9 protein-coding genes and 1 pseudogene are annotated in these 25,763 nt (G+C 61.1%); 4 read left to right on the top strand and 6 right to left on the bottom strand.

Annotated elements, in window-relative coordinates; genetic code table 11:
* The first annotated feature begins 3 nt into the window (after positions 1-3).
* Both FRT59_RS20595 and FRT59_RS20590 read left to right on the top strand, forming a co-directional pair.
* A complete protein-coding gene (locus FRT59_RS20595) occupies positions 4-11,022 on the top strand; it encodes a non-ribosomal peptide synthase/polyketide synthase (protein ID WP_153872221.1) in 11,019 nt (3,672 codons plus the stop codon).
* Positions 11,022-15,152 carry an amino acid adenylation domain-containing protein gene (locus FRT59_RS20590; RefSeq protein WP_153872220.1) on the top strand — a complete coding sequence of 1,377 codons (4,131 nt, stop codon included), beginning with the start codon at positions 11,022-11,024 and terminating at the stop codon, positions 15,150-15,152. The genes FRT59_RS20595 and FRT59_RS20590 overlap by 1 nt, the downstream gene beginning before the upstream one ends.
* A 143-nt stretch (positions 15,153-15,295) precedes the next feature.
* Here the strand turns inward: FRT59_RS20590 and FRT59_RS20585 are convergent, their stop codons facing one another.
* Entirely contained in the window at positions 15,296-17,686 is a 2,391-nt protein-coding gene (locus FRT59_RS20585) for a TonB-dependent siderophore receptor (RefSeq protein WP_153872363.1), read from the bottom strand.
* A gap of 151 nt (positions 17,687-17,837) precedes the next feature.
* Positions 17,838-19,490, bottom strand: a complete 1,653-nt coding sequence (locus tag FRT59_RS20580; RefSeq protein ID WP_034120093.1) for a cyclic peptide export ABC transporter — start codon at positions 19,488-19,490, stop codon at positions 17,838-17,840.
* 202 nt (positions 19,491-19,692) lie between these two features.
* Between FRT59_RS20580 and FRT59_RS20575 the strand changes: the two genes are divergently transcribed.
* Positions 19,693-20,520 carry a formyltransferase family protein gene (locus tag FRT59_RS20575; protein ID WP_153872219.1) on the top strand — a complete coding sequence of 276 codons (828 nt, stop codon included), beginning with the start codon at positions 19,693-19,695 and terminating at the stop codon, positions 20,518-20,520.
* 135 nt (positions 20,521-20,655) lie between these two features.
* Here FRT59_RS20575 and pvdO read toward each other — a convergent pair whose 3' ends face one another.
* The 3 genes and pseudogenes from pvdO to pvdM all read right to left on the bottom strand — a co-directional run bounded on the left by pvdO (position 20,656) and on the right by pvdM (position 23,289).
* The gene (gene pvdO / locus FRT59_RS20570) at positions 20,656-21,528 is read right to left on the bottom strand and encodes a dihydropyoverdine dehydrogenase (protein ID WP_153872218.1); all 873 of its coding nucleotides are present in this window, start codon (positions 21,526-21,528) and stop codon (positions 20,656-20,658) included.
* Between the two features lie 30 nt (positions 21,529-21,558).
* Positions 21,559-21,891, bottom strand: a pseudogene (locus FRT59_RS20565) (aminotransferase class V-fold PLP-dependent enzyme); the annotation flags it as partial.
* 48 nt (positions 21,892-21,939) lie between these two features.
* Positions 21,940-23,289, bottom strand: a complete 1,350-nt coding sequence (gene pvdM, locus FRT59_RS20560) for a pyoverdine-tailoring dipeptidase-like protein PvdM (protein WP_153872217.1) — start codon at positions 23,287-23,289, stop codon at positions 21,940-21,942.
* A gap of 142 nt (positions 23,290-23,431) precedes the next feature.
* Here pvdM and pvdP point away from each other — a divergent pair, with 142 nt between their 5' ends.
* A complete protein-coding gene (gene pvdP / locus FRT59_RS20555; RefSeq protein ID WP_153872216.1) occupies positions 23,432-25,060 on the top strand; it encodes a pyoverdine maturation tyrosinase PvdP in 1,629 nt (542 codons plus the stop codon).
* A gap of 13 nt (positions 25,061-25,073) precedes the next feature.
* Here pvdP and FRT59_RS20550 read toward each other — a convergent pair whose 3' ends face one another.
* A complete protein-coding gene (locus tag FRT59_RS20550) occupies positions 25,074-25,616 on the bottom strand; it encodes an acyl-CoA thioesterase (protein WP_034120087.1) in 543 nt (180 codons plus the stop codon).
* Between the last annotated feature and the right edge of the window lie 147 nt (positions 25,617-25,763).

The raw sequence follows: 25,763 nt of genomic DNA, 5'->3' as shown, positions 1-25,763 counted from the left end.
ACCATGCTTTCCAACCCGAATACTGATCTGGTCTCGCGCTTTCTTCGCCTGCCTCTGGAACAACGCCAGCAGTTTTACCAACGCCTGCAAAGCCGTGGCATGAGCTTTGCGCAATTGCCGATCGTCTCGGTGCGCGAGGCCGGCCAGGCCACGCCGCTGTCCTATGCCCAGGAGCGCCAGTGGTTTCTCTGGCAACTGGACCCTGACAGTGCCGCTTATCATATTCCGGGCGTACTGCGCCTCACCGGCACTTTGGACAAGCAAGCGTTGCAGCGCAGTTTCGACAGCTTGCTGGCGCGCCATGAAAGCTTGCGCACGCGTCTGAATCTGCAGGGCGAAAGCCGTTCCCAAGTGGTGCTGGAACATACGCACATAGCGATGGCTGAGCGCGCAGTGAACGAAGCGCAGTTGCAGGCCAGCGTGCAGGCAGAAATTACGCGGCCATTCGACTTGCAGCACGGGCCTCTATTGCGGTTGAGCTTGCTGCATCTGGGCGAAGAGGAACATGTGCTGGTGCTGGTGCAACACCACATTGTCTCGGATGGCTGGTCAATGGGGATCATGGTGCAAGAGCTGATGCAGTTCTACGCTGCTTTCAGCCAAGGCCTTGAATGTCAGCTGGCGCCGTTGTCGATCCAGTATGCGGACTATGCTCTGTGGCAGCGCAGCTGGATGGAAGCCGGAGAGAAAGCGCGTCAGCTGGGTTATTGGTGCGAACAGTTGGGCGGCACGCAACCGGTATTGGAGTTGCCTTTGGACCATCCGCGCCCAGCCCGGCAGAGTTACCGGGGCGCGCGCCATGATGTCGCGCTGGAGCCGGCGCTGGCCGCCAGCCTCAGGGCCTTGGCGCAACGCGAGGGCGTGACCCTGTTCATGCTGTTGCTGGCCTCGTTCCAGACCCTGTTGTATCGCTACAGCGGCCAATCCGATATCCGCGTGGGCGTGCCGAACGCCAACCGAAACCGTGGCGAGACCGAGGGCCTGATCGGCTTCTTCGTCAATACCCAGGTGATCAAGGCTGATATCGAAGGGCAAATGACATTCAGTCAGTTGCTGGCCCAGGTCAAACAGCGTTCGCTGGAGGCCCAGAACCACCAGGACCTGCCGTTCGAGCAACTGGTGGAGGCGCTGCAACCTGAACGCAGCCTGAGCCATAACCCGTTGTTCCAGGTGATGTTCAATCATCAGGTCCAAGCGCGAAAACCGGCTGGCAAACACCAATTGCCGGGCCTGGCAGTGCAGCCCCTTGCGTTTGAAGAGCAAAGCACCCAGTTCGACCTGAGCCTGGACACCGAGGAAACCGATCAGGGCCTCTGGGCTTCGTGGACGTACGCCACCGACCTGTTTGAAGCGGCCACCGTGGAGCGCATGGCGCAGCACTGGCAAACCCTGTTGCGCACGCTGGCCGATGGTGCGCAGTGGCGTATCGACCAAGTGGCGATGTTGGCCGGCCAAGAGCAGCGACAACTGCTGGATGACTGGAACAACAGTGCTGCTGCGTTTGAAAGCGCAAGCTGCGTTCATGGTCTGTTTGAAGCCCAGGCGCAGCAACGGCCGCACGCTGTTGCGTTGTGCCTTGACGGTCAGTCGCTCACGTATGCCGACCTGAATCACCAGGCCAACCGGCTGGCCCATTACCTGATCAGCCAGGGCACCGGCCCCGAGGTGATGATCGGCGTCGCGGTAGAGCGCTCGTTTGCCATGGTCATCAGCCTGTTGGCGGTCCTCAAGGCTGGTGGTGCGTATGTGCCGCTCGACCCGCAATACCCGCGCGAACGCCTGTTGCACATGTTGCAAGACAGTGACGTGCGTTTGGTGCTGTGCCAATCCACACAGCAACTGGCGTTGCCTGCTGGTGTGGCACGGTTGGATATAGATCGCGCCGAAGCGGCGTTGCAGCGCTGTGCGCAAGATGATCCACAGGTGACAGTGGCCCCGCAGAACCTCGCCTATGTGATCTACACCTCCGGTTCCACCGGCAAGCCCAAGGGTGTGGCGATCAATCATGCGGCGCTGACCGAGTTTTCCAGCATCGCCGCCGGTTATTCACGCCTGGTGCCTGATGATCGCGTGCTGCAATTCTCGACCCTGAACTTCGACGGCTTCGTCGAGCAGCTTTACCCGGCATTGACCCACGGTGCCACCGTGGTCTTACGCGGTGCCGAGTTGTGGGACAGCGCACGGCTATACGCTGAAATCATCGCCCAGCGCATCACCCTGGCCGACTTGCCGACAGCCTATTGGAATTTGTTCCTGCTGGATTGTCTGGCGGCGGGGCCGCGTTCGTACGGTGCGCTGCGTCAGGTTCATATCGGCGGTGAAGCGATGCCGCTGGACGGGCCGGCGCAATGGTTGAAAGCCGGCCTCGGCCATGTACGGTTGCTCAACACCTACGGCCCGACCGAAGCTACTGTGGTTTCGAGCGTGCTGGACTGCACGTCAGGCGATGACGGCGTTGGTGCCACCGCCAGTCCGATTGGCCGCGCACTGCCGGGCCGGGGGCTGTATGTGCTGGATCGCGACCTGAACCTGGCGCCATTGGGCGCGGTGGGCGAGTTGTATATCGGCAGTGAATGCGGCCTGGCCCGTGCTTATCTGAACCGTCCGGGGCTGACCGCTGACCGCTTTGTGCCGGCCCCATTGGGTGGCAGTGGCGAGCGCCTGTACCGCACCGGCGACCTTGCGCGCTACCGCGCCGATGGTGTTATCGAGTACGTCGGCCGAGTAGACCATCAGGTAAAAATTCGCGGTTTTCGCATTGAGCTGGGAGAAATCGAAGCGCTGGTGCTGGCCCAGGATGGCGTGCGTGAAGCCCTGGTTCTGGCGGCCGATAACCAACTGGTTGCCTATCTGGTGGCCGACCCGCAAGACGCCGACGCGCTTAAAAGCGTGCTACGCGAGCAACTGCCGGATTACATGGTGCCCGCGCATCTGATGTTCCTGGAACGCATGCCGCTCAACCCCAATGGCAAGCTCGACCGCCAAGCCCTGCCCAAACCCGATGCCAGCCTGCTGCAGCAGGCATGGGTTGCACCGGTGACCGCGCTAGAGCAGCAGGTAGCGGCCGTGTGGGCCAAGGTCCTGGGGGCCGAGCGAGTAGGGTTGACCGACCATTTCTTTGAGATGGGTGGGCACTCGTTGCTGGCGATGCAAGTCATCTCGCAGTTGCGTCAGTTGCTTGGCCACGATGTGCCGCTGCGCAGCCTGTTCGAGCAGCCGCGTCTGCAAGGCTTTGTTGCCAGCGTGGTGGCTGACGCGGCGCACGCAGCGCCGTCGGCACCGCCGATGCGAGCGGTGAATCGTGATCAGCCGTTGCGGTTGTCGTATGCCCAGGAACGCCAATGGTTCCTATGGCAACTGGAGCCTGACAGCGCTGCTTACCACATCCCCAGCGCATTGCGCCTGCACGGCCCACTCGATATCGCGGCCTTGCAGCGCAGCTTCGACACCCTGGTGGCGCGTCATGAAAGTCTGCGCACGCATATACAACAGACGGACGCGGGGGCAGTGCAAGTCATTCAAGCGTTCGCCCCGGTCTCTATCGTGTTTGCCGAGGCGCAAGAGGCCGATGTGCAAATGCGCGTCGAAGCCGAAATCGCACGGCTGTTCAATTTGCAGCAGGGCCCGCTGTTGCGCGTGACCGTGCTGCGCCTGTCGGCGGATGAGCATGTGCTGGTGCTGGTGCAGCACCACATCGTTTCCGATGGCGGGTCGATGCAGGTCATGGTCGATGAGTTGATGCAACTGTATGCCGCCTACAGCCAAGGCCAGGACGTGCAGCTACCGGACCTGCCGATCCAGTACGTCGACTACGCCTTGTGGCAGCGCGACTGGATGGAAGCGGGTGAGCAGCAGCGGCAACTGAGCTATTGGCGCGACCTGTTGGGCGGGGAGCAGCCGGTCCTCGAGCTGCCGTTCGATCACCAGCGGCCGGCTCAGCAGAGCCATCGTGGTGCGCGTCTGGAGGTGTTGTTGCCGGCCTCGCTCACTGCCGGCCTCAAAGACTTGGCCCAGGCTCAGGGCGTGACGATGTTCATGCTGCTGCTGGCGTCCTTCCAAGCCCTGTTGCACCGCTACAGCGGCCAGCAAGACGTGCGCGTCGGTGTGCCGATTGCCAATCGCAACCGGGCCGAGACCGAGCGCCTGATCGGCTTTTTCGTCAATACCCAAGTGCTCAAGGCCGACATTGACGGGCACACCACCGTGCGTGAGTTACTCGCCCAGGTCCGCCAGCGTGCCTTGGAAGCCCAGGCCCATCAGGACCTGCCGTTCGAGCAACTGGTGGAGGCGCTGCAACCGGAGCGCAGCCTGAGCCTCAACCCGCTGTTCCAGGTGATGTTCAATTACCAGACCGACGGGCCCACCGTCGATGCGCCGACGCTTGCGCACCTGCGTTTCGAAAACATCAGCTGGGAAACCCGCACGGCTCACTTTGATCTTGACCTGGATGCTCACGACAGTCGCGAGGGGCTCTGGGCTTCCCTGGGCTACAGCACCGATCTGTTTGAAGCCGCCACCATCGAGCGCATGGCACGCCATTGGCAAAACCTGTTGCAGGCAATGGTTGCCGATCAGCAGCAAGGTATTGGCCAGTTGAACCTGCTCGACGTTGAAGAGCAGCAGCACATTCTGCAGCTTTGGAATCGCACGGACTCTGGCTTCTTGGCCCAGCGCCTGGTACACGAGTTGGTGGCCGACCGTGCCCGCGAGAATCCGGCAGCCATCGCGGTGAAATTTGACGCGCAAACCCTGACCTACGGCGAGCTCGACCGCCAGGCCAATCGCCTGGCCCATGCCTTGATCGCCCGTGGCATCGGCCCCGAAGTACGCGTGGCCATCGCCATGCCGCGCAGCGCCGACATCATGGTGGCGTTCCTTGCGGTGCTCAAGGCCGGTGGCGTCTACGTGCCGCTGGATATCGAATACCCGCGTGATCGCTTGCTGTACATGATGCAGGACAGCCGTGCACAGCTGCTGCTCACCCACACCCGTGCGTTAGCGCAGCTGCCGGTCCCCGACGGCATGCAGATGCTGACCATTGATCGTACCGAAACGTGGGCGGATTTCAGTGATGCAGCACCGAATGTCAGGCTCGAGGGTGACAACCTCGCCTATGTGATCTACACCTCTGGTTCCACCGGTATGCCCAAAGGTGTGGCGGTTGCCCATGGTCCATTGGTCGCACACATCATCGCTACCGGCGAACGCTATGAAACGTCGCCGAGCGATTGTGAATTGCACTTCATGTCGTTCGCCTTCGACGGCTCCCACGAAGGTTGGATGCACCCGCTGATCAATGGCGCGAGCGTGTTGATCCGTGATGACAGCCTGTGGTTGCCCGAATACACCTATGCGCAGATGCACCGCCATAACGTCACGATGGCTGTGTTTCCGCCGGTGTATCTGCAACAACTGGCCGAGCATGCCGAGCGCGATGGTAACCCGCCTGCGGTGCGGGTCTACTGCTTTGGCGGTGATGCGGTGGCACAAGCCAGCTATGACCTGGCATGGCGCGCATTGAAGCCGACCTATCTGTTCAATGGTTACGGTCCGACCGAAACCGTTGTCACGCCGTTGCTGTGGAAAGCCCGCCGTGGCGATCCATGCGGCGCCGTCTACGCGCCCATTGGCACCTTGTTGGGCAACCGCAGCGGTTACGTGCTGGATGCTCAGCTCAACCTGCAACCCATTGGCGTCGCGGGCGAGTTGTACCTGGGCGGCGAGGGTGTGGCGCGTGGTTACCTGGAGCGTCCGGCACTCACCGCCGAACGCTTCGTGCCCGACCCCTTCGGTAAACCTGGCAGCCGCGTCTATCGCAGCGGCGACCTGACCCGTGGCCGCCCGGATGGCGTGGTGGATTACCTTGGCCGTGTCGATCACCAAGTTAAAATCCGCGGTTTCCGCATTGAGCTGGGGGAAATCGAAGCGCGCCTGCGCGAACAGGACAGCGTCGGTGAAACCGTGGTGGTCGCCCAGGAAGGGCCGAGCGGCAAGCAGCTGGTGGCCTATGTGGTGCCTGTATCCGCCCAGGTCAACGAGGTTGAATTTCGTGACGCCTTGCGTCGCGCACTGAAGGTGCGCCTGCCGGATTACATGGTGCCTGCGCACTTCATGTTCCTGGCGCAAATGCCGCTGACGCCCAACGGCAAGCTCGACCGAAAGGGCTTGCCGCAGCCGGATGCCAGCCAATTGCAGCAGGTGTACGTGGCTCCGCAAAATGCGCTGGAACAGCAGATTGCCAGCCTCTGGGCCGATGTATTGCGCCTGCCGCGTGTGGGCTTGAATGACAACTTCTTCGAGCTGGGGGGCGACTCGATCATTTCCATCCAGGTGGTCAGCCGCGCACGGCAGGCCGGTATTCGTTTCACCCCCAAGGATCTGTTCCAGCACCAGACGGTGCAGAGCCTGGCAACGGTCGCCCAGACCGGAGGGCAAGGGCTCATCATCGAGCAAGGGCTGGCCACCGGTGAAGCACTGCTGTTACCGATTCATCAGTACTTTTTCCAGGAGGACATTGCCGAGCGTCACCACTGGAACCAGTCCGTGGTGCTGCGCCCGGGTGTGCAGCTGGATGTAGCTACATTGAACGCCGCCTTGTTGGCGTTGATCGAGCATCACGACGCATTGCGCTTGAGCTTCAGCCCGTCAGCGGGCAGTTGGAAGGCTGAGTATCGTGGTGTTGCGTCGCACGACAATCTGCTCTGGCACAGGCCCCTGGAGACTGTTGGCGCGCTTGAGCCCCTAGGTCTGGAGGCACAGCGCAGCCTGGACCTGGCCGAGGGGCCGTTGATGCGTGCGGTGCTGGTTGAATTGCCGGATGCCTCTCAGCGGCTGCTGCTGGTGATCCACCACTTGGTGGTGGACGGCGTGTCGTGGCGCATTCTGCTGGAAGACCTGCAGACCGCCTATACCCAACTTCAAAGCGGGCAGGCCGTTGCATTGCCGGCCAAGACCAGTTCGACCCAAGCCTGGGCAAAACGCTTGCAGGCCCATGCGCAGAGCCCGGCTTTGCAGGAGGAACTGCGATTCTGGCAAACACAGTTGCAGGGCGCCGATGCCGGTTTGCCGTGCGATAACCCACAGGGTGGCCTGCATAACGCATTGGCAATTTCCGTCGCCACCCACCTCGACCAGTCCTTTACCCGTCGCCTGTTGCAAGAGGCACCAGCGGCGTATCGCACCCAGGTCAACGACCTGCTGTTGACCGCCTTGTCCCGTGTGATTACGCGCTGGACAGGTGGTGATTCACTGTTGGTCAAGCTGGAAGGGCATGGCCGTGAAGACCTGTTCGACGATGTGGACCTGACTCGCACTGTCGGCTGGTTCACCAGCATGTACCCACTGGCGCTGACGCCGGCGGCGACCCTGGCGGATTCGATCAAGGGCATCAAGGAGCAGTTACGCGCGGTGCCAGACAAAGGCATCGGTTTCGGCGCGCTGCGCTACCTGGGCGATGAGCATGCGCAGCAGGTGTTGAGCGGCCTCGCGCAGCCGCGGATCACGTTCAACTACTTGGGCCAGTTTGACGGCACCTTCGAGGAGGATGAAGCGGGGGCCTTTTTTACCCCGACGGGCGAGGAGGCCGGGCCTGAGCAAAGCGAACAGGCCCAGTTGGGTAACTGGCTGGAGATCAACGGCCAGGTTTATGGCGGTGAACTGAACCTGAGTTGGAGCTTCAGCCGTGAAATGTTCAGTGAGGCCACGGTGCAGCGTCTGGCTGACGCGTATGCGCAGGAACTCAAACAACTGATCGAGCATTGCTGCCTGTCATCCCATCAGGGGGTGACGCCGTCCGACTTCCCGCTGGCCGCGCTTACCCAGGCGCAACTGGACGGGTTTGAGTTGGCGGGCGTCGAGGATGTGTATCCGTTGTCGCCCATGCAGCAAGGCATGTTGTTTCACGCGCTGTATGAACCGCAGGCGGGCGATTACGTCAACCAGATGCGCGTGGATGTAGAGGGCCTGGACGTTCCGCGTTTCCGCGATGCCTGGCAGGCGGCACTGGATAACCATGACATCCTGCGTACTGGCTTTATCTGGCATGGCGGCCTGGAGCATCCGTTGCAAGTGGTGCATCGCCACGTGCAGTTGCCGTTTATCGAAACCGAATGCCCTGAAGGCCCCGGGCAGCAACAGATGCTGGACCGTCTGGCCGACGCCCAGCGCGTGCAAGGGTTCAACCTGGAAAGCCCGCCGTTGGTGCGTATCGCGCTGGCCCATACCGGGCCACAGCGTTGTCAGCTGATCTACACCAGCCACCATATTCTGATGGATGGCTGGAGCAGTTCCCAATTGCTCGGTGAAGTGCTGGAACGTTACGCAGGCGTTGTTCCGCAAGCCCAGGTCACGCGTTACCGCGACTTTATCGAGTGGTTGCATGCCCAGGATAAAACCCTGCGCGAAGCCTTCTGGAAGACGCAGCTGGCCAAACTGGATGAACCGACACGGCTGTTCCAGGCGCTGGCGCGCAACAAGGATCAAGCGGCGTCTGGTCTGGGTGAATATGCGCATGAGCTGGATGCAGCGCAGATGGCCAGGCTCAAGGCCTTTGCCCAGGGTCAGAAGATCACGCTCAACACCCTGGTGCAATCGGCCTGGCTACTGCTGCTGCAACGTTACACCGGGCAGGACACCGTCGCCTTCGGTGCCACCGTCTCGGGACGCCCCGCAGACCTGCGCGGCGTTGAGCAGCAGGTCGGGTTGTTCATCAATACCTTGCCGGTTGTGGCAACGCCTCGGCCCGATATGACGGCGGCGCAGTGGATGCAGCAAATCCAGCAACAGAACCTGGGCTTGCGCGAGCACGAGCACACACCGCTGTTCGAGCTGCAACGCCTGGCCGGATTGGGCGGTGAGGCGTTGTTCGACACCATTCTGGTGTTTGAGAACTACCCGGTATCAGAGGTGCTGGAGCAGGGCGCCCCGTTGGGAGTTCGCTTCGGTGAGGTGAAGAGTCGCGAGCAGACGCACTATCCGTTGTCGATTGCCGTCGGTTCCGGTGAAACGCTGAGCCTGCACTACACCTATGACCTTGGCCAGGTTGAGGCCGCCACGGTCATGCGCCTGCACCAGCACTTGCTGCATCTGATCATGGCAATGGTTGCCAGGCCTCAGGACGCGCTGGCGCAATTGACGTTATTGACCGAACCGGAGCACCTGGCGCTGATGGCGCAAGGCAATGGCGTGCTCAATGACGCTCCACGCAGCCTTGTCCAGCACCAATTCGAACAGCAGGTACGGCGTACGCCGCAGGCAACAGCGGCGATCTTTGCCGATCAGCAATTGACCTATGACGCCTTGAACCGACGTGCCAATCGCCTGGCGCACGGGTTGATAAAGCAAGGCGTTGGCCCCGATTCGCTGGTGGGTATCGCACTGGAGCGCTCCTTCGACATGCTCGCGGGTTTGCTGGCGATCCTCAAAGCCGGCGGTGCCTACGTACCGCTTGACGTGGACTATCCGCAAGAGCGCCTGGCCTACATGCTCAAGGACAGTGGCGTGAAATGGCTGCTGACTCAGTCGCATCTGGACTTGCCACCGGCCGAGGGCGTGCAGTGCCTGAGCCTGGAAGGTGATCAAGCCTGGTTGAAAGACAGCGACGAAACAGATCCACAGGTGGCGGTGAGCGGCCAGAACCTGATGTATGTGATTTACACCTCAGGCACCACTGGCAACCCCAAAGGCGTGGGTGTGACTCACCATGCGTTGGCACAACGCCTGGCGTGGATGCAGGAAACCTACGACTTGCAGGCCGACGATGTGCTGCTGCAAAAGGCACCGATGAGTTTTGACGTATCGGTGTGGGAGTGTTTCTGGCCATTGATCAGCGGCAGCCGCCTGGTCATAGCGGCGCCGGGCGAACACCGAGACCCGGTGCGCCTGATGGAGTTGATCCAGGCATTCGGCGTGACCACGTTGCACTTCGTCCCCTCGTTGCTGCAATTGTTCATGGATACGCCGGGTGTTGCGCAATGTACGCGTGTGCGCCGATTGTTCTCAGGCGGCGAAGCGCTGAGTGCGGACCTGCGCAACCAGATCCTGCGCACCCTTCCGTCCGTGGTGCTGCACAACCGTTACGGCCCGACGGAAACGACGATCAATGCAACCTGGTGGCCATGCTCCCTGGAAGATGGCGCGCGTTCGCCGATTGGCCGGCCGTTGGGCAATGTGGTCTGCCGGGTGTTGGACGGTGACCTGAACCCGGTGCCTGTCGGCGTTGCCGCAGAGCTATGCGTCGGCGGAGAAGGCTTGGCGCGCGGTTATCTCGGGCGACCGGGGTTGTCGGCCGAGCGCTTTATCGCCGACCCATTCGGCAGCGCGGGAGCGCGCTTGTACCGCACCGGCGACCGCGTGCGCTGGGGCGATGATGGCGCCTTGGAGTACCTGGGCCGCCTGGATCAGCAGATCAAGATTCGCGGCTTCCGTGTTGAACTGGAGGAAATCTGCGCGTTGCTGCTGCTCCAGGCGCAAGTGGCGCAGGCCGAAGTGATTCTGCGCCCGGGCAGCGGCGGCGGCCAGTTGATTGGCTACTACGTTGCCCAGCCGTCCGCTCCGGACGAGGCCGAGCACAGCCAGGCGTTGCGCGATGCCCTGCAGGCACAACTGCCGGACTACATGGTGCCCAAGTACTTTGTGCGCCTGCCCGGCATGCCGCTCAGCCCCAGTGGAAAGCTGGATCGCAAAGCGTTGCCGGAGCCTGGCAACCACGTCTCGCAAAGCGAGTATGTGGCACCTCAAAGCGACCTTGAGAAGCAGTTGGCGGCGATCTGGCAGGACGTGCTGGACGTCGAGCAAGTGGGACTCAATGACAATTTCTTCGAGCTGGGCGGGCATTCGCTATTGGTGATCAATGTGATGTCGCGCATTCAGTTGGAGTTGGGGGTGAAGATCAGCGTGCATGAGCTGTTCCAGCATGCCCAGTTCAAGCAGCTGGCAGACCTCCTGCAGGGGCAGGGCAGCGGTGTCAGCACAGAAAAACTGTCGTTCCTGGATTCGCTCCTCGACGAAATGGAGGAGGTGTAATGGATAGCCAGATGGCCCAGAAAATCATGAAGCGCTTTATCGGGCTGGGGCTTGAACAGCGCAAGGTCTATCTGCAGAGGATGCTGCAGGAGGGCGTGTCGCCAGCGAACCTGCCTATCCCGCAAGTGCGGCTTGAGGCCGCTGCCTTGCCGCTTTCGTATGCCCAGGAGCGCCAGTGGTTTCTCTGGCAGTTGGACCCGCAGAGCGCGGCTTATCATATTCCCAGCGCCTTGCGACTCAAGGGCCGCCTGGATATTGCCGCGTTACGGGAGAGCTTTGAATACCTGATCGGGCGCCACGAAAGCCTGCGCACGCGGTTCCGTCGGTTCGGTGAGATCACGCAGCAGCAGGTGCTACCCGGACTTCCTGTGGTACTGGAACCTGAGGACATTGATGAAGACCGCCTGAGGGCGCGTGTCGAACAGGAAATTGCGCGGCCCTTCGACCTTGAGCAAGGCCCGCTGTTACGCATCACTTTGCTGCGCCTGGCAGAGGAGGATCACGTGCTGGTGCTGGTGCAGCACCACATCATCTCTGACGGCGGGTCGATGCACGTCATGGTGCAAGAAGTGGTACAGGCGTATACCGCCCTCAGCCTCGGGCAGGGGATTGACTTGCCGGCCTTGCCGATCCAGTACGCGGACTACGCCATATGGCAACGCAGTTGGATGGAAGCCGGGGAGAAGGAACGCCAACTGGAATACTGGTGCAACCTGCTCGCGGGTGAACAACCGGTGCTGGAGTTGCCGTTGGATCGCCCGCGTCCGGCAGTACAGAGTTATCGTGGAGCGTCCCTGGACCTGATGCTGGATGACCAACTGGCTACTGATGTCAGGGCCTTGGCCCAGCGCGAAGGGGCGACCAGTTTCATGTTGCTGCTGGCCTCCTTTCAGGCGTTGCTGTATCGCTATAGCGGGCAGCAGGATATCCGTGTCGGTGTGCCGACCGCGAACCGCAATCGGGTGGAGACGCAGCGTCTGATCGGGTTCTTCGTCAATACTCAGGTGATGAAGGCTGATGTGGACGAACACACCACGGTTCTGACGCTGTTGCACCAGGCCCGTCAGCGCGTATTGGAGGCCCAGGCGCACCAGGATTTGCCCTTCGAACAATTGGTTGAAGCGCTCCGTCCGGAACGCAGCTTGAGTTACAGCCCGTTGTTCCAGGTCATGTTCAATCATCAGAATCGTGGTGCCGGCAGCGCCAGCGTGGCGCAGGCCTCCAGTCTCGTGCTGGAAGGGCTGGATTGGGAGAGCCGCACGGCGCAGTTCGACCTCAGCTTGAACGTCTCCGAGGAGGGTTCGAGTATCCAGGCTTCATTTGGCTACGCGACCGACCTGTTCGACGCGACCACCATCGAACGCATGGCGCATCAGTGGCAGCGCCTGTTGAAGGCAATGATTGCAACGCCGCAGGCTTCAATCCACTCGTTGGCACTGTTGGATGCCCAAGAGCGTCGGCAGATCGTCGATGACTGGAATGCCACCGCCACCGATTATTCTCTTGAGCAGGCGGTGCATCATTGCTTTGAAGAGCACGCCGAGCGTACCCCCAACCGGCCCGCCCTGGTGTTTGGTACAGCGCAATTGACCTACGCGGCCCTGAACCAGCGCGCAAACCGCCTGGCCCATGCCTTGATCGCCCGTGGTGTCGGCCCCGACAGCCTGGTGGGCGTGGCGATGGAGCGCTCGGTGGAGATGGTCGTCGCCTTGATGGCGATCCTCAAGGCCGGGGGGGCCTATGTTCCTGTGGACCCGGAGTATCCCCAGGAGCGTCAGGCCTACATGCTTGAGGACAGTGCGGTAGAGCTGCTGTTGAGCCAGTCACACGTGAGCCTGCCGTCGGTTGGCAATGTGCTGCGTATTGACCTGGATTGCGATGACGCCTGGCTCAAAACCTACAGCGAGGCGAACCCCGGCGTGGCGATCAACGGCGAGAACCTTGCCTATGTGATCTACACCTCCGGTTCGACCGGCAAGCCCAAAGGCGCGGGGAACAGTCACTCGGCCCTGACGAATCGCCTGTGCTGGATGCAACACGCCTATGCCTTGGGCGCCAGTGATACGGTGCTGCAGAAAACACCGTTCAGCTTTGATGTGTCGGTGTGGGAATTCTTCTGGCCCTTGCTCAGCGGCGCCCGGCTGGTGGTGGCGGCGCCCGGCGATCATCGTGATCCGACCAAGCTGGTCGAGCTGATCATGCGCGAAGGTGTCACGACGCTGCACTTTGTACCGTCGATGCTGCAAGCCTTCTTGCAGGACGGCCAAGTGGGCGCTTGTACCAGTGTGGAGCGCATCATCTGCAGTGGTGAAGCGCTCCCCGTCGATGCGCAGCAACAGGTCTTTGCGAAGTTACCGCAGGCCAGCTTGTACAACCTCTACGGCCCCACGGAAGCAGCCATCGACGTGACCCACTGGACCTGTGTCGATGAGGGCAAGGATGCCGTGCCCATTGGCAAACCCATCGCGAACCTGGCTTGCCATATCCTGGACGCTAACCTGGAGCCTGTGCCAATCGGGGTACTGGGCGAGTTATACCTGGCGGGCAAGGGGCTGGCGCGCGGGTACCACCGCCGGCCAGTGTTGACCGCCGAGCGTTTTGTCGCGAGCCCTTTCGGGGCCGGGCAACGGATGTACCGTACCGGCGACCTGGCGCGTTATCGCCCTGATGGGGTGATCGAGTACGCCGGGCGTATCGATCATCAAGTCAAACTGCGTGGCCTGCGTATCGAGTTGGGTGAAATCGAGGCGCGCCTGCTGGAACATCAAACGGTGCGTGAAGCGGCAGTCGTGGCGCTGGATGGCACTCAACTGGTCGGCTATGTGGTGCTTGAAGAGGCTGGGCCACAGTGGCGTGAAGGCCTTGCCGCGCATTTATCCATACACCTGCCGAGCTTTATGGTGCCGGCCCAATGGGTGCTGCTGGAGAACATGCCGCTCAGCCCCAACGGCAAACTGGAGCGCAAGGCGCTGCCGCGGCCTGAAGCGGGCACAGGGCAACGCGACTATGCGCCACCGCTCACTGCGTTGGAACAGCAGGTCGCGCAGGTCTGGCAGCAAGTGCTGGGTGTTGAGCGCGTCGGTCTTGACGATAATTTCTTCGAGCTGGGTGGGCATTCGCTGCTGCTGCTGGTGGTGAAGGAGCGCTTGGCTGTTCACTGCGGGCTGGTACTCACGGTCAACCAACTGATGACCCGGCCCACCGTCAGGGCGCTGGCAAGCGATACACCGGATGAACGCCAGCACTCGCTGATCGTTGATCTGAACGGCCACCAGGCAGCCCCGTCATTGTTCCTGTTTCATCCAAGCTTCGGTTCGGCGCACTGCTATAAAGCCATTGGTATGGCGTTGCGTGTGGACATGCCGGTACGCGGCATCATTTGCCGTGCACTGATCGACCCGCAGAGCGAGGTGCCGGCTTGGGATGCGATGGTCGACGAGTATGCCCGGCAGATCCAGGCTGTTCAGCCGCAGGGGCCGTATTACCTTGGCGGGTGGTCACTGGGGGGTAATCTGGCGTTGCAGGTGGCGGCGTTTCTGGAAGAGCAGGGCGCCGAAGTCGCGTTCGTGGGCTGTATCGACGCGCCGCCACCGTTGCGCGTCAAGGCGTTCTGGGACAGGGAAAAACCCTCGATCCCCGCTGCCGAGTTATTGGCAACCAGCGATACGTTCCTGGAGCGGCGCGTGGAACTGCTGGCGGTGATGTTCCCTGATGCTGCGCAGGCCATTACACACGCCTGGCAGGATATCGAACACGCCGGCGTCGCTGCTGATCAACAATGGGCAGTGTTCTGTGACTGGGCAGATTCGTCCCTGGGCGAAACGTTCACCCGTCTGCGCAGTGAGTTGCAACAGGGTGGGGAGCTGGATGTTTCGTGGGCGTTGAAACTTACGCTGGATGAGCGCTTGAAAGAGGCCGACTACGTGCGCATTGCCGCACCGGTGAGCTGTTGGTGGGCCGCTCAAAGCAAGTCTGAAGTGGACCGCCAGGTGATCAGTACGGCGCTTGAGGAGGGCATTGGCCATGGTGTTCAGGCTTCGGTGGTGATCGATACGACCCATGACAAGATCGTCCACAACCCTGAGTTCATTGCCTCGTTCATATCCGCAGTCAAGCGCGCCAGACGTTAGTTCGCGGCGGGTTTTTCCCCTCGAACACCGGCCCCGCGCCGGTGTTTTTATTGAGCGTGCGGGCAGTGGCCAGAGTGTCCGGGCCCAAACAAAACCCCCGCCGAATGGCGGGGGCTGGGTTGTTCAGGCGGTACCTGCCGGGGTCAGAAGTCCACGCGTGTGGTCAGCATGACGTTGCGTGGGTCGCCGTAATAGCCCGTGTTGAAGAAGCCGATGTTGGTGAGGTAATACTTGTCGAACAGGTTGTTGACGTTCAGTGTCGTAGAGACGTTGTCGGTGAACTGGTATTTGGCCATGGCGTCGACCACCCAGTAGGCTTCCTGGCGAACGTCTTCGGATTGGAATTTCGCGCTGTTGTAGACCGATTGCCAGGTTTTACCCTGCCAGCGAGCGCCGCCGCCGATGGTCAAGCGGTCCAGCGGCCCTGTGAGCTTGTACGTGGTGAAGAAGCTGATCTGGTCCTGGGGCTCCAGGGTTGAGGCTTTATTACCGTGCTCGTCGCGGATGACTTTGTGGGTATAGCCAGCCTGGGCTTGCCAGCCAGGTGCCAGCTCACCGGACAACTCGGCTTCAAAGCCTTTGGTCTTGGCTTTGATGCCCCTGGAGGCTTCCTTGATCGCTGGGTTGGTCGGGTTGGCGTTGTATTCGGCGTCAGATTCCGCACGGTTGGACTCATGCACTTCGAAATAGGCCAGGCTGGTGTTCAGCCCACCGTTGAAGAACTCGCCTTTCACACCCAGTTCGTAGTTCTTGCCTTCGTCTGGTTCCAGCACCTTGTTGTTCCGGTCGCGTGCCGTCTGCGGGTAGAAGATTTCGGTGTAGTTGGCGTAAGCGGTGAAGTTGTCGTTGAGGTCGTACGTGGTGCCGACGTAGGGAATCAGTTTGCCGGTTTCCGTGCTGTCGCTGGTGCCTGTCAGCCAATAGTTGGCCACACGACTGCCGAGAATGACTTTCAAATCATCCGTGAGGTTCAAGCGTGCAGTCGCGTAGCCTGCAGTTTGCCGGGTGGTTTCATCGAATCTGTCGGTCACCGCGCCCCAGTCCGGTTTCGGGAAGTCACCGTCGAAGTTCCAGAAATCGACGATGCGACCATTGGCGTGAATGGGGGCGGCGTGATTTTTACCTTTCCAGTGGGAGTTCGACGCAGAAACGCCCACCACCAGCTCGTGTTCACGCCCGCCCAGGCTGAACGGGCCGCTGGCGTAGATATCGCCGGAGTCGGCGCGGGTATCGCCGGTGAATTTGTTTGCATAGAGTGTCGACAGGCCGGTCGCAGGGAAAGGGCCCGCCTGGATCGACCCCATCTGTGCGTCATAACCGCTGAATTGATGGGTGTATTGGCCCTTGACCACCCAGTCGTTGGCGAATTGGTGCTCCAGCGTGGCGAATGCACTTTGGGTGAACTGCTGCCAGCTGCTCCACTTGGCGGCGCTGTTAAACGAGCGCTTTACGTCGATGCGGTTACCGCTGCGGTCAAACAAAGGACGGCTACCCGCCCAGCCTGCGCCGGAGGGGTCGCTGTTCTGGTAATCGAAACCGACAGTCAGCAGGGTATCTTCGCTGAGGTCGGCTTCAATCGTGCCGAAATACACGTTGGTCTTGCGTTCATAGTGGTCCAGGAACGAGTGCTTGTCCTGGTACGCGGCCACCGCACGACCGCGGATGTTGCCGCTTTCCGTGAGTGGGCCACTGACGTCCACCTGGGAGCGGTAGTTATCCCAGCTGCCCGCACCCAAATCGAGACTCGCTTTGAAGTCCTTGGTTGGCTTTTTACGGATCAGGTTGAGCGTTGCCCCTGGGGCCCCGGCGCCCGACAACAAGCCATTGGCACCCTTGAGTACTTCAACGCGGTCATAGATCGCCATGTCAGTGAGCGTCTGGCCCGACGAATAAGCTGCGTTACGCAGGGTAGGGATGCCGTCATATTGAAAGTTCTCGATCGAGAATCCACGTGCGAAGTATTGCGTCCGCTCGCTGTCCAGTCTCGATACGGTGACGCCTGGCGTATGGCGCATCACATCATCGATAGAGGTAAGCGCAAAATCATCCATGTGCTGGCGGGTGATCACGCTGATCGACTGAGGTGTTTCACGCGGGGTCAGCACCATCCGCGTGGCGGTGGCGATGGTGCCCGGTGTATAGGAGCCTGAATCTTCAGTCACCGTACCCAGCTGGTTAGTAGTGACCTGGGTCGCACCCAGTTCCAGCGTCGAAGATTCACCGGCAGTGGCTGCAATGGTAATGGTGGTGCCCTGCAGGCCGTAAGTGACGCCGGTGTTCTGGAGCAGAGCGGCGATAGCCCGGGTTGGTGCCAACTTGCCCTTTACGGCATTGCTGTTCTTGCCTTGCACATCCGCCGGGCTATAGAGCACCTGCAAATTGGTCTGGCGACCAAACTCCTGCAGCGCCGCCCCCAGCGGCTGGGCAGGAATGTTGACGTCGATCTCCTGGGCTTGTACATAACCGGCGATGGGCAGCGAGACCGCAACAGCAAGCGCGCACGGTTTCAAGTTAAAGCTCATGGCCCGCCGCATGGACAGCGCTTTGCTCAGAGGGCTGAGACCGAGTCGTACGGACATGAATGCGTTCTCTCCACTATTTTTGGTTGGCAGATTATAGGTATTTATTGGGTTTGGTTCTCATTAACTCCTGTGAGACGTTTCTTCTGCGCAAAACCGGAAAAATTCAAGCAGGCTCCATTTCGTGGACTACCTTGCCCGCACGCAGACGCACCAGTTTGTCAGCGATATCGAAATAGCGGTCGTCGTGGCTGATGACGATGATGGTCTTGCCCAAGCGCTTGAGATCCGGCAACAACTCCGTATAGAAGATCCTGCGGAAAGCCGGATCCTGGTCCGCAGCCCATTCGTCGAACACCAGTACCGGGCGCTCCTCCAGCCAGGCATTGACCAGGGCGAGACGCTTGCGCTGCCCGGTGGACAGGTCGGTGGTGCTGAATGAGCCATCCTTGATGGTGACTTTGTGCGCAATTTCCAGGCGTTCCAGGTATTGGGCCGCACTGTCCATCGATTGTTGACCGCCGCCCTGGACCAGGTCGTCAAACAGGTAGTAGTCGGCGAATACGGTTGTGAACAACTGGCGGTAATCATCGCGGGTAGGGGCAATCACGGCTTCGCCGTTGAGGTGGATCTCACCGGACTGCGGCTGATAAAGGCCCAGCAGCAGCTTGATCAGCGTAGTTTTGCCGCAGCCGTTCTCGCCGACGATAAACACGATATCGCCTTGCTTGATGGTCAGGTTGACAGGCCCCAGGTGGAACGGCTCGCTGCCTTCCACCGGTGGAGGGCTGTAGCTCACGTCGCGCAATTCCAGGCTGTGTACCACTGGTTTTGGGGCTTCGCTGTCTTCGAGTAGCAAGTGCGGCTCGGGGGACGAGAAGCGGTCGGACAGTTCGGCGATGCGCGAAAACGCGATCTGCGCGCGACTGACGATCGGCAGCGCGGTGACCACATGCTCAAGCGGCCCCTTCATATACAGCAGCACCAGCACAAAACCGGTGATCACGGCTGGGTCGGGGTTCGGGTTATAGGCCTGGAAAGCCAGCGCCAAGCCGATGACCACGAAGAACAGCATGGAGCCGAAGGTCTTGGCGACAATGAAGATGTTCACCGAGCGAACCTGGATATCGCTGATGCGATCAGCAGTGGCCTGGATTCGATGGGTATTCATCCGGTAGCGGCGAGGCCTGTGCATGCGCAACTCCTTTGCGCCAGAGGCAATTGCGGTGTAGTAGCGTTGCAGCTCATCTTCCTGGTCGCGAGCCGCTTCAAACCCCTTGATCCCTGCAGAGCGCGCGACGTACTGCACAGACGTGCCGATCAGAATCGCCACGACCATCATCAGGAACATCGGTACCGACAGGTACGCCAGGTATCCCAGGCAGCCCAGGGTGACAGTGCTGGCGATGGCCAATGGAGTGAAAGAAAAGGAGAAATCACTGATGGTGTCGACGTCGTGAGTCAACACCGGGATCAGTTTGTGGGTACGGTAGCGCTCGATTTGCTCGATGGGCGCTGACAGCACCTTCTCTCCCAGATCCTTACGCAGTGCGGCGATGATGCGCTGGCCAACGTAGTTGGTACCGATATCCGACACGATCGAGCTGATCAGGGCGAGTACGCACAGCGCAGCAAAGGTCAGGATCACACCGTGCGTCATGCCGCCCTCCGAATGCAGGGCATTGTTGATGGTCGCCAGCAGCAAGGTGATGGCCAGGCCGCCGGCCATGCCCAAGGCAATGGAGACCGTCACAATGGTGCGAAAGGGCCTGAGCAATGCGAGCAAACCTTTGAAGGCGCCGCGCTTGGGGTCGGTCATAAATACTTCCCGGAAAGTGAAAAAGAGGGGGCTGGGCACACAGACCCTTACCCATGACAAACGAAGCGCCGGCGTGACTATTTAGCTCGGCGTGCCGGGCGGTGGCAGTGACCGATAAATTGCCCGGGGCCTGGTTCGTTCTTCTTCTGTAGGCGCAGGTGTATTGACGCCGTGCGCGGCCCTTTCAGCGAGAGCGAAACAAATGACGAAAAAGAACCTGGTGTATGTCTGGTCCCTGAGAAATGCCGCCGCCGACAAGGCCGGGCAGCCGGTGGCCTACAAGGACCACGAGCGCTACATGAAGTCGGTGCTGGAGTTTGTGGTGGGCTCGCTCAATGACACGCCGTTGGGCGAGGCTTACAACCTGGTGGGTGTGGTGTATGACGATGATGAGCAAAACCCACGGGACCAGCAGTTGGTGGCGGACTATGGCTTTGCCTGCAAGCCGGGTCGCCAGTGGCTGTACCCGGCGGATTTGCGTGTACAGGGCAAGTTGGTCAACGACCTGCTGCTGAGCGTGCCGTCCACCTATCGTCGCCTGCCACGGGGCAGCGCTGAACATGTTGCCGGCAAGCAGGATTTCGAGCGACGCCTGCATGACACTCTGGTAGAGCTGAAGGCCGATATCGTGGTGCTGGATGGCCTGCTGGTGATCCTCGACGAGCTGGTCCGCCCGGGCGCGCCGTTTGCCCGTCGCATCATGAACATCCACCCAGGCATCACTCGCATCGAATCGCCTTACGAGCGCCGCGGTGCCTACGCCACCTGGAATGCGTTGTACGGTGCGCGTGGGCAGGCTGTTATCGATTGGGCTACCAGGCAGACGCAACCGTGCGAACCGCTGTACCTGACCGGTGCGTCGTTCCATTACGTGGATAACGGTATCGACTCCGGTGAAGTGTTCCACGACGTGCTCAAGACAGAGATTTCGCCCGAGGACACCATCCTCGAGCTGCGCTGGAACAACTTCAATAACAGTCTGTTCCCGGCGTTGCACGAAGGCTTGGAGCTGTTGGCCAAACAAGGCTGAAACAATCTTCCTGGTGCATGGCATCTAAATGTGGGAGGGGGCTTGCTCCCGATGAGGGTATGTCAGTCAATGCATGGATGACTGACACACCGCTATCGGGAGCAAGCCCCCTCCCACATTGGATCTACTGCGTGATCAGAGATCGCGCACTACCCGAAAGCCAATCCAGTCCCCACGGGTCTGCGGATAGATGTTATTGCGATTCCCCGAGCGCGAAAACACCGGAGCCTCACCCCAGTCATTCCCGCGAATCTGATACGCCTCACAGTTGGGCTCCACCCACGCACTGCCATCAGTCGGCGCGCCGACGTAGTTCGGGTGCTCGCAATCAGCCACCCGCTCATACACATTGCCGTGCATGTCATACATGCCAAACGCATTTGGCGGGTAGCTGCCTACCGGCGACGAATAGCTGTAGCCATCCGCCGGCCCGTAGGTGTTGGCGTGCTTGGCGATGCTGTAGCCCTTGCCCTCATCGAACGGGAAAGGGAACGGTCCGGTAGTGCCGGCGCGAGCGGCGTATTCGCGCTGGGCTTCGCTGACCATGTGGTACTTCTGCCCGGTCTTCTTCGACAGCCAACTCACGTATTGCTTGATGTCATCCATGTCCATGCACACCGCCGGCTGGCGTGGGCCCTGGGGGTAGCGCGGCTTGCTGGCGATGCATTCGCGGCCGGGGCGGGTGTCGCCATCGGCGATCATTACACCGGTCTGGCGCACATAGCTGTCCCATTCGCCAGCGGTGATATGGAAGCGGCTCATGGCGAAGGGCTTGGCGAAGGTCACTTCATGCATCGGGCCCTCGTCGGGCTCGCGGCCGACTTCGTCCTCGGGGGTGCCCATGGTGAAGGTGCCTGCGGGCAGTACCACCATTTCCGGGCAGTCCTTGCAATCCTTGAACACTTTGCCCGGTTGTGGGGCGGCGGCCTGGGCCAGGTTGGGCAGCAGCGCGCCGCACAGGGCCGTGAGTGCCAGGGCGGTGAGCGGGTTGAGTCGGGATGGAGTCATGTGGGCATCTCGTTCAAAGGAAAAAAGGTGTCATAACCGCTGGCTCAGCAAGGTCATGAAGCGCTGGATCTCATCCGAGCTGTTGAGCAGGCCGGGCGAGGTACGAATCACCGGGCCGACGTCCCGATCGACCGCGTCCACCACCACACGGTTTTTCATCAGGTAGGCCGCGACTGCATCGCTGTCCTGGCCCTTGACCCGGAAGAAGGTGAAGCCCGCCGACAGCTCGGGGCTGCGCGGCGTGACCAGTTCGATCTGCGGGCGGGCCAGCAACTGGTCCTTCAGTTCGGTGTTGAGGGCATGGATGCGCGCCTGCACCGGCGCCTTGCCCAACTGCAGGTGCAGCTTGAAGGCTTCGCCGGCCTGCTTGAGAAATGTACGGCGGTCGGTCATGGGCTTACTTCGTGGTCATTAGCGATTGGCCAATGGCTTGGCGGCTTTTTGTACCTGGTCCCACACGCGCAGGAAGTTGCCTCCCCACAGCTTGGCGATATCGGCTTCGGAGTAGCCGCGCTGGATCAGTTCGGCGGTGACGTTGCGCACCTCGCCGACGTTCTCCCAGCCCTTGAGGCCGCCGCCGTCGTTGAAGTCCGAGGCGATGCCGACGTGATCGATGCCGATCTTGCGCACGGTGTAGTCAATGGCGTCTCCCAGGTCCTTGAGGGTGGCCTTGGGTTCTTCTTCAAGGATGCTGTACAGCGCGCTGGCGTATTGGCCGAACCGTTGTTCCGGCCAGGCGGCAATGATTGCATCGCCGGGCATCAAGGCCATGGCCAGGTTGGGCAGCGGCGGCAGGTCGAAGCGTGCGCGCAGGGCGTTGAGCTTGTCCTGGGAGGGCTGGCTCAAGGGCCGCAGATACGCGGGGAAGCCCACCACCTGCACCACGCCGCCGCTGTTCTTGATCAGTTGCAGTTCCTTGTCGCTGAGGTTGCGCGGGATATCCACCGAGGCCCGTGGTGCCGAGTGGGACGCCACCATCGGTGTGCGGCTCAATTGTGCGACTTGCTCCAGGGCCTTGGTCGACATCTGCGACACGTCGATTATCACCCCCAGGTCATTCAGGCGATGCACCGCTTGTTGGCCGATGGGCGACAGGCCCTCGAGGGCGTCGACTGAGTCATTGAAAAACGGCAGCGGACGCGACGAGTCAGACCAGGCGTTATTGCCGATGTAGCTGAAACCGAACATGCGCATGCCGCGTGCGGCCCACAGGTCGAGCTGGTTCAGGTCATTGCCCAGGGGGTAGGCGTTGAGCATGCTGATAAAGATCGCGAACTTGCCTTCACCGTGCAGGCGCCGCATATCATCCGGGGTGTAGGCGATGCCCACCTGGTTGGGAAAGTCGCGGACCATGCCGGAGATAATCTTGTAGCGCACTTCCTGCTCATGGCGGGCCTCTTCGACAAAACCGTCGGTGGGCTTGTGCGGGGCGTTGGGGCCGTTCCAGATTTCCGGCCAGCCGAAGATCGTCAGCGCGGCGCCAGACAATCGGCCACGCGCCGCCTTGGCCAGGTCGAACTGGCCGCTGCCATCCTTGTCGGCCTCGTTGCCTGCGGTGCCGAAATCCAGGGGCAGGGTGATATGGCTGTCGAATGACAACAGGCGATCCTGCATTTCATTGGCTTGCTTGATCACCTCCAGCGGGTAGCCGGCGTTGCCCTTGAACCACTGATCCCAGACCAGAAAGCCGGCCCCGGCGCCGATCGCCAGGGCCAACGGCAGGCCGATATACAGCGCCTTTTTCGAACGTGATTTTGTCATTGCCATCTCAGTCAGTTGAGGCCTTTGCTATCAGGGAAGAACGAGCGATGGCGGGGGAAATTTAGGTGGCGGTGGTGTGGCGGTAAATTTCATCGGGCTGCAAACGTTCTAGCTCTGATTAAGCCGTTTCCTAAGGTAGACAATGACAATCTCTCGACGTGGGTTCATCGCAGGCCTGGCGCTGACCGGCGCGGCCGTGCCGGCGGCCTTTTATGCCCATCGCGAGCTGACGCGGGAAGAAGAATTTCCTATCACCCCCGGCGAAGCCACGGTCGACCTGGCCGACACCCAGGGCCAGCACTTGGCGAACACCCTGCGCGGCGTCTGGAGCCTGCGCCTGGAAGGCCGCGATGCCGGCCTCAAGGGCCTGCCCCTGCAGGGTTTGGAGTTGCTGCTCGATATCGCCCCCCGTGGCCGTGGCCTGCGCGGTTACCTGGACACCGCCGAGAACCTGCGCGCCGACGGCGAACCGCGCTACCGCGTATTGGGCAATCTGCTGACGGGCGAGGGCGCCGTGCTCTATTGGCGGCTGATCGACCGCGATGCGCCGGCCGGCGTGCCCGCCTATGAGTTCAAGATGATCCTCGATGAAGTCTGGGCCGCCTTTGGCAATGCCGGCAGCGCCACCCTCAGCGGGCAGATTCTCGACCTCGAGCGGCCCTTGGCCCTGACCGAACGCGACAACCGTTTTATCGCCCACAAGCAGCTGTTCCCCGAAGCCCGCCAGCGCATTGGCCTTAACCCGACCTTGCTGGCCTGGCTGATTTCTCCCGAGCACCGCCTGTTTCACCAGTTGTGGCACGCCACCCGCGACCAGTGGCACAAGCTCTCCGAAGAAAAACGTGACGCCCTGCGCGGCGTCGGCTGGCAGCCCGGGCCCCGTGGCCAGGAGCGTGATGCCCGCGGCAAGCGCAAGGATCGCAACGGCTCGGGCATCGACTTTTTCTTCATGCACCGCCATATGCTCGGCACCGCACGCTCCCTGCAGGATTTGCCCTCCTGGCCGCAATTCCCCGAGCCGCAACCGGCGCTGGAGCGCGATCGCCTGGGTTTTGTGCGTTACTTCGACAATCACGACGGCTTCGCGCTGCCGCCCTGTTGGGCCGCACCGGATGACGCCGAATACACCCAGTGGGTTAGCGATATCAAGGCGGCCGAGACTTATCACAGCAACTTCCAGGTCTGGGAATCCCAATACCGCGACCCGCGTTACCTGGCCAAGTTGACCCTGGGCCAGTTGGGATCGGAGATGGAGCTGGGTCTGCACGACTGGCTGCACATGCGCTGGGCCTCGGTGCCCCGCGACCCCTCCAACGGTGCGCCGGTGCCGTTTGCCCGTGACCCGGCAGATTTTGCCGCCCGTTGGTATGCGCCGGAGAACGACTTCCTTGGCGACCCGTTTTCATCCCACGTTAACCCGGTGTTCTGGCACTTCCATGGCTGGATCGATGACCGCATCGAAGACTGGTTTCGCGCCCACGAACGCTTCAACCCAGGCGAGGTGAACCGGATGGAGGTCAACGGCGTGGCCTGGTTTGCACCGGGCCGCTGGGTTGAAGTGGGCGATCCATGGCTGGGCCCGGACACCCACGGTTGCAGCACCACGCCGGGGCTGCAACAAGGGCGCTCGATGGAAATGGACCCGGAAATCATGAAGCTGGCCCTGCGCATTACCTTCAGCGCCGACGAAGAACTGCTCAAGGGCTTGTTCAAGCGCGTACCGCAGCGGCCCTGGTATGCGCGGCATTTAAAGGTCAAGCGCGACACCTAAGTGCGGTGTTGCCCTAAAGCTGTTCCTCTTCCCGCAGTTGCACACTCATTTCATCGCAACTGCGCGCCCAGTCACTCAGCCATTGCGGCATCGCTGGCGAGGTCTCATCCAAGCCCAGCTCCCGTACAAATTCGGCCGGGGGCAGGGTGCCCTTGGCAGAGCGAAACAGCCCGCGCATCACCACCACGCCGACCACCCGGCCATTACTGACGAAACGGTGTTCCATCAGGCTCCACTTGTGGTCCCAGCCGAGCATGCGGGTGTGCACGTCGAACACCTCGAATAGCTTCAATTCCCGGCGAAATTTACCCCAGGTATCCCCCACGATCGGCATTGCCTTGTGGCGCAGCGCCACGCGGAAGGCGCCAGTGCGCAAGACAAAATCCATGCGCGCCACATCCGCCAGGGTGAAATACCGGCCGTTGGTGACATGCCGGTTGAGGTCCAGGTCCAGCGGCCAGACCCGCATGCGCACCACGGTGGTGTCCAGACCATGTACCGGTTTGCGCCAGGGGCGACGCAGGAGCATATGCAGTAATCGAAACCAGAGATTCATTAAAGACGCCAGACAGTTGATCAATGGCAGCACTGTAAGGGCGTGGAGTCGGCTAAGGAAGGTGCACAAATGACTTATTGCATGCGAAAAGTGCAAGCCGCAGACAGCAACTCGTTTCGCTGCCTGTTTCAGCAACGGGTGGGGATG

It is taken from the genome of Pseudomonas haemolytica, assembly GCF_009659625.1.
GTDB lineage: Bacteria > Pseudomonadota > Gammaproteobacteria > Pseudomonadales > Pseudomonadaceae > Aquipseudomonas > Aquipseudomonas haemolytica.
Note: the sequence above shows the minus strand (reverse complement) of the source record. Positions and strands in the feature narration are given on the sequence as shown.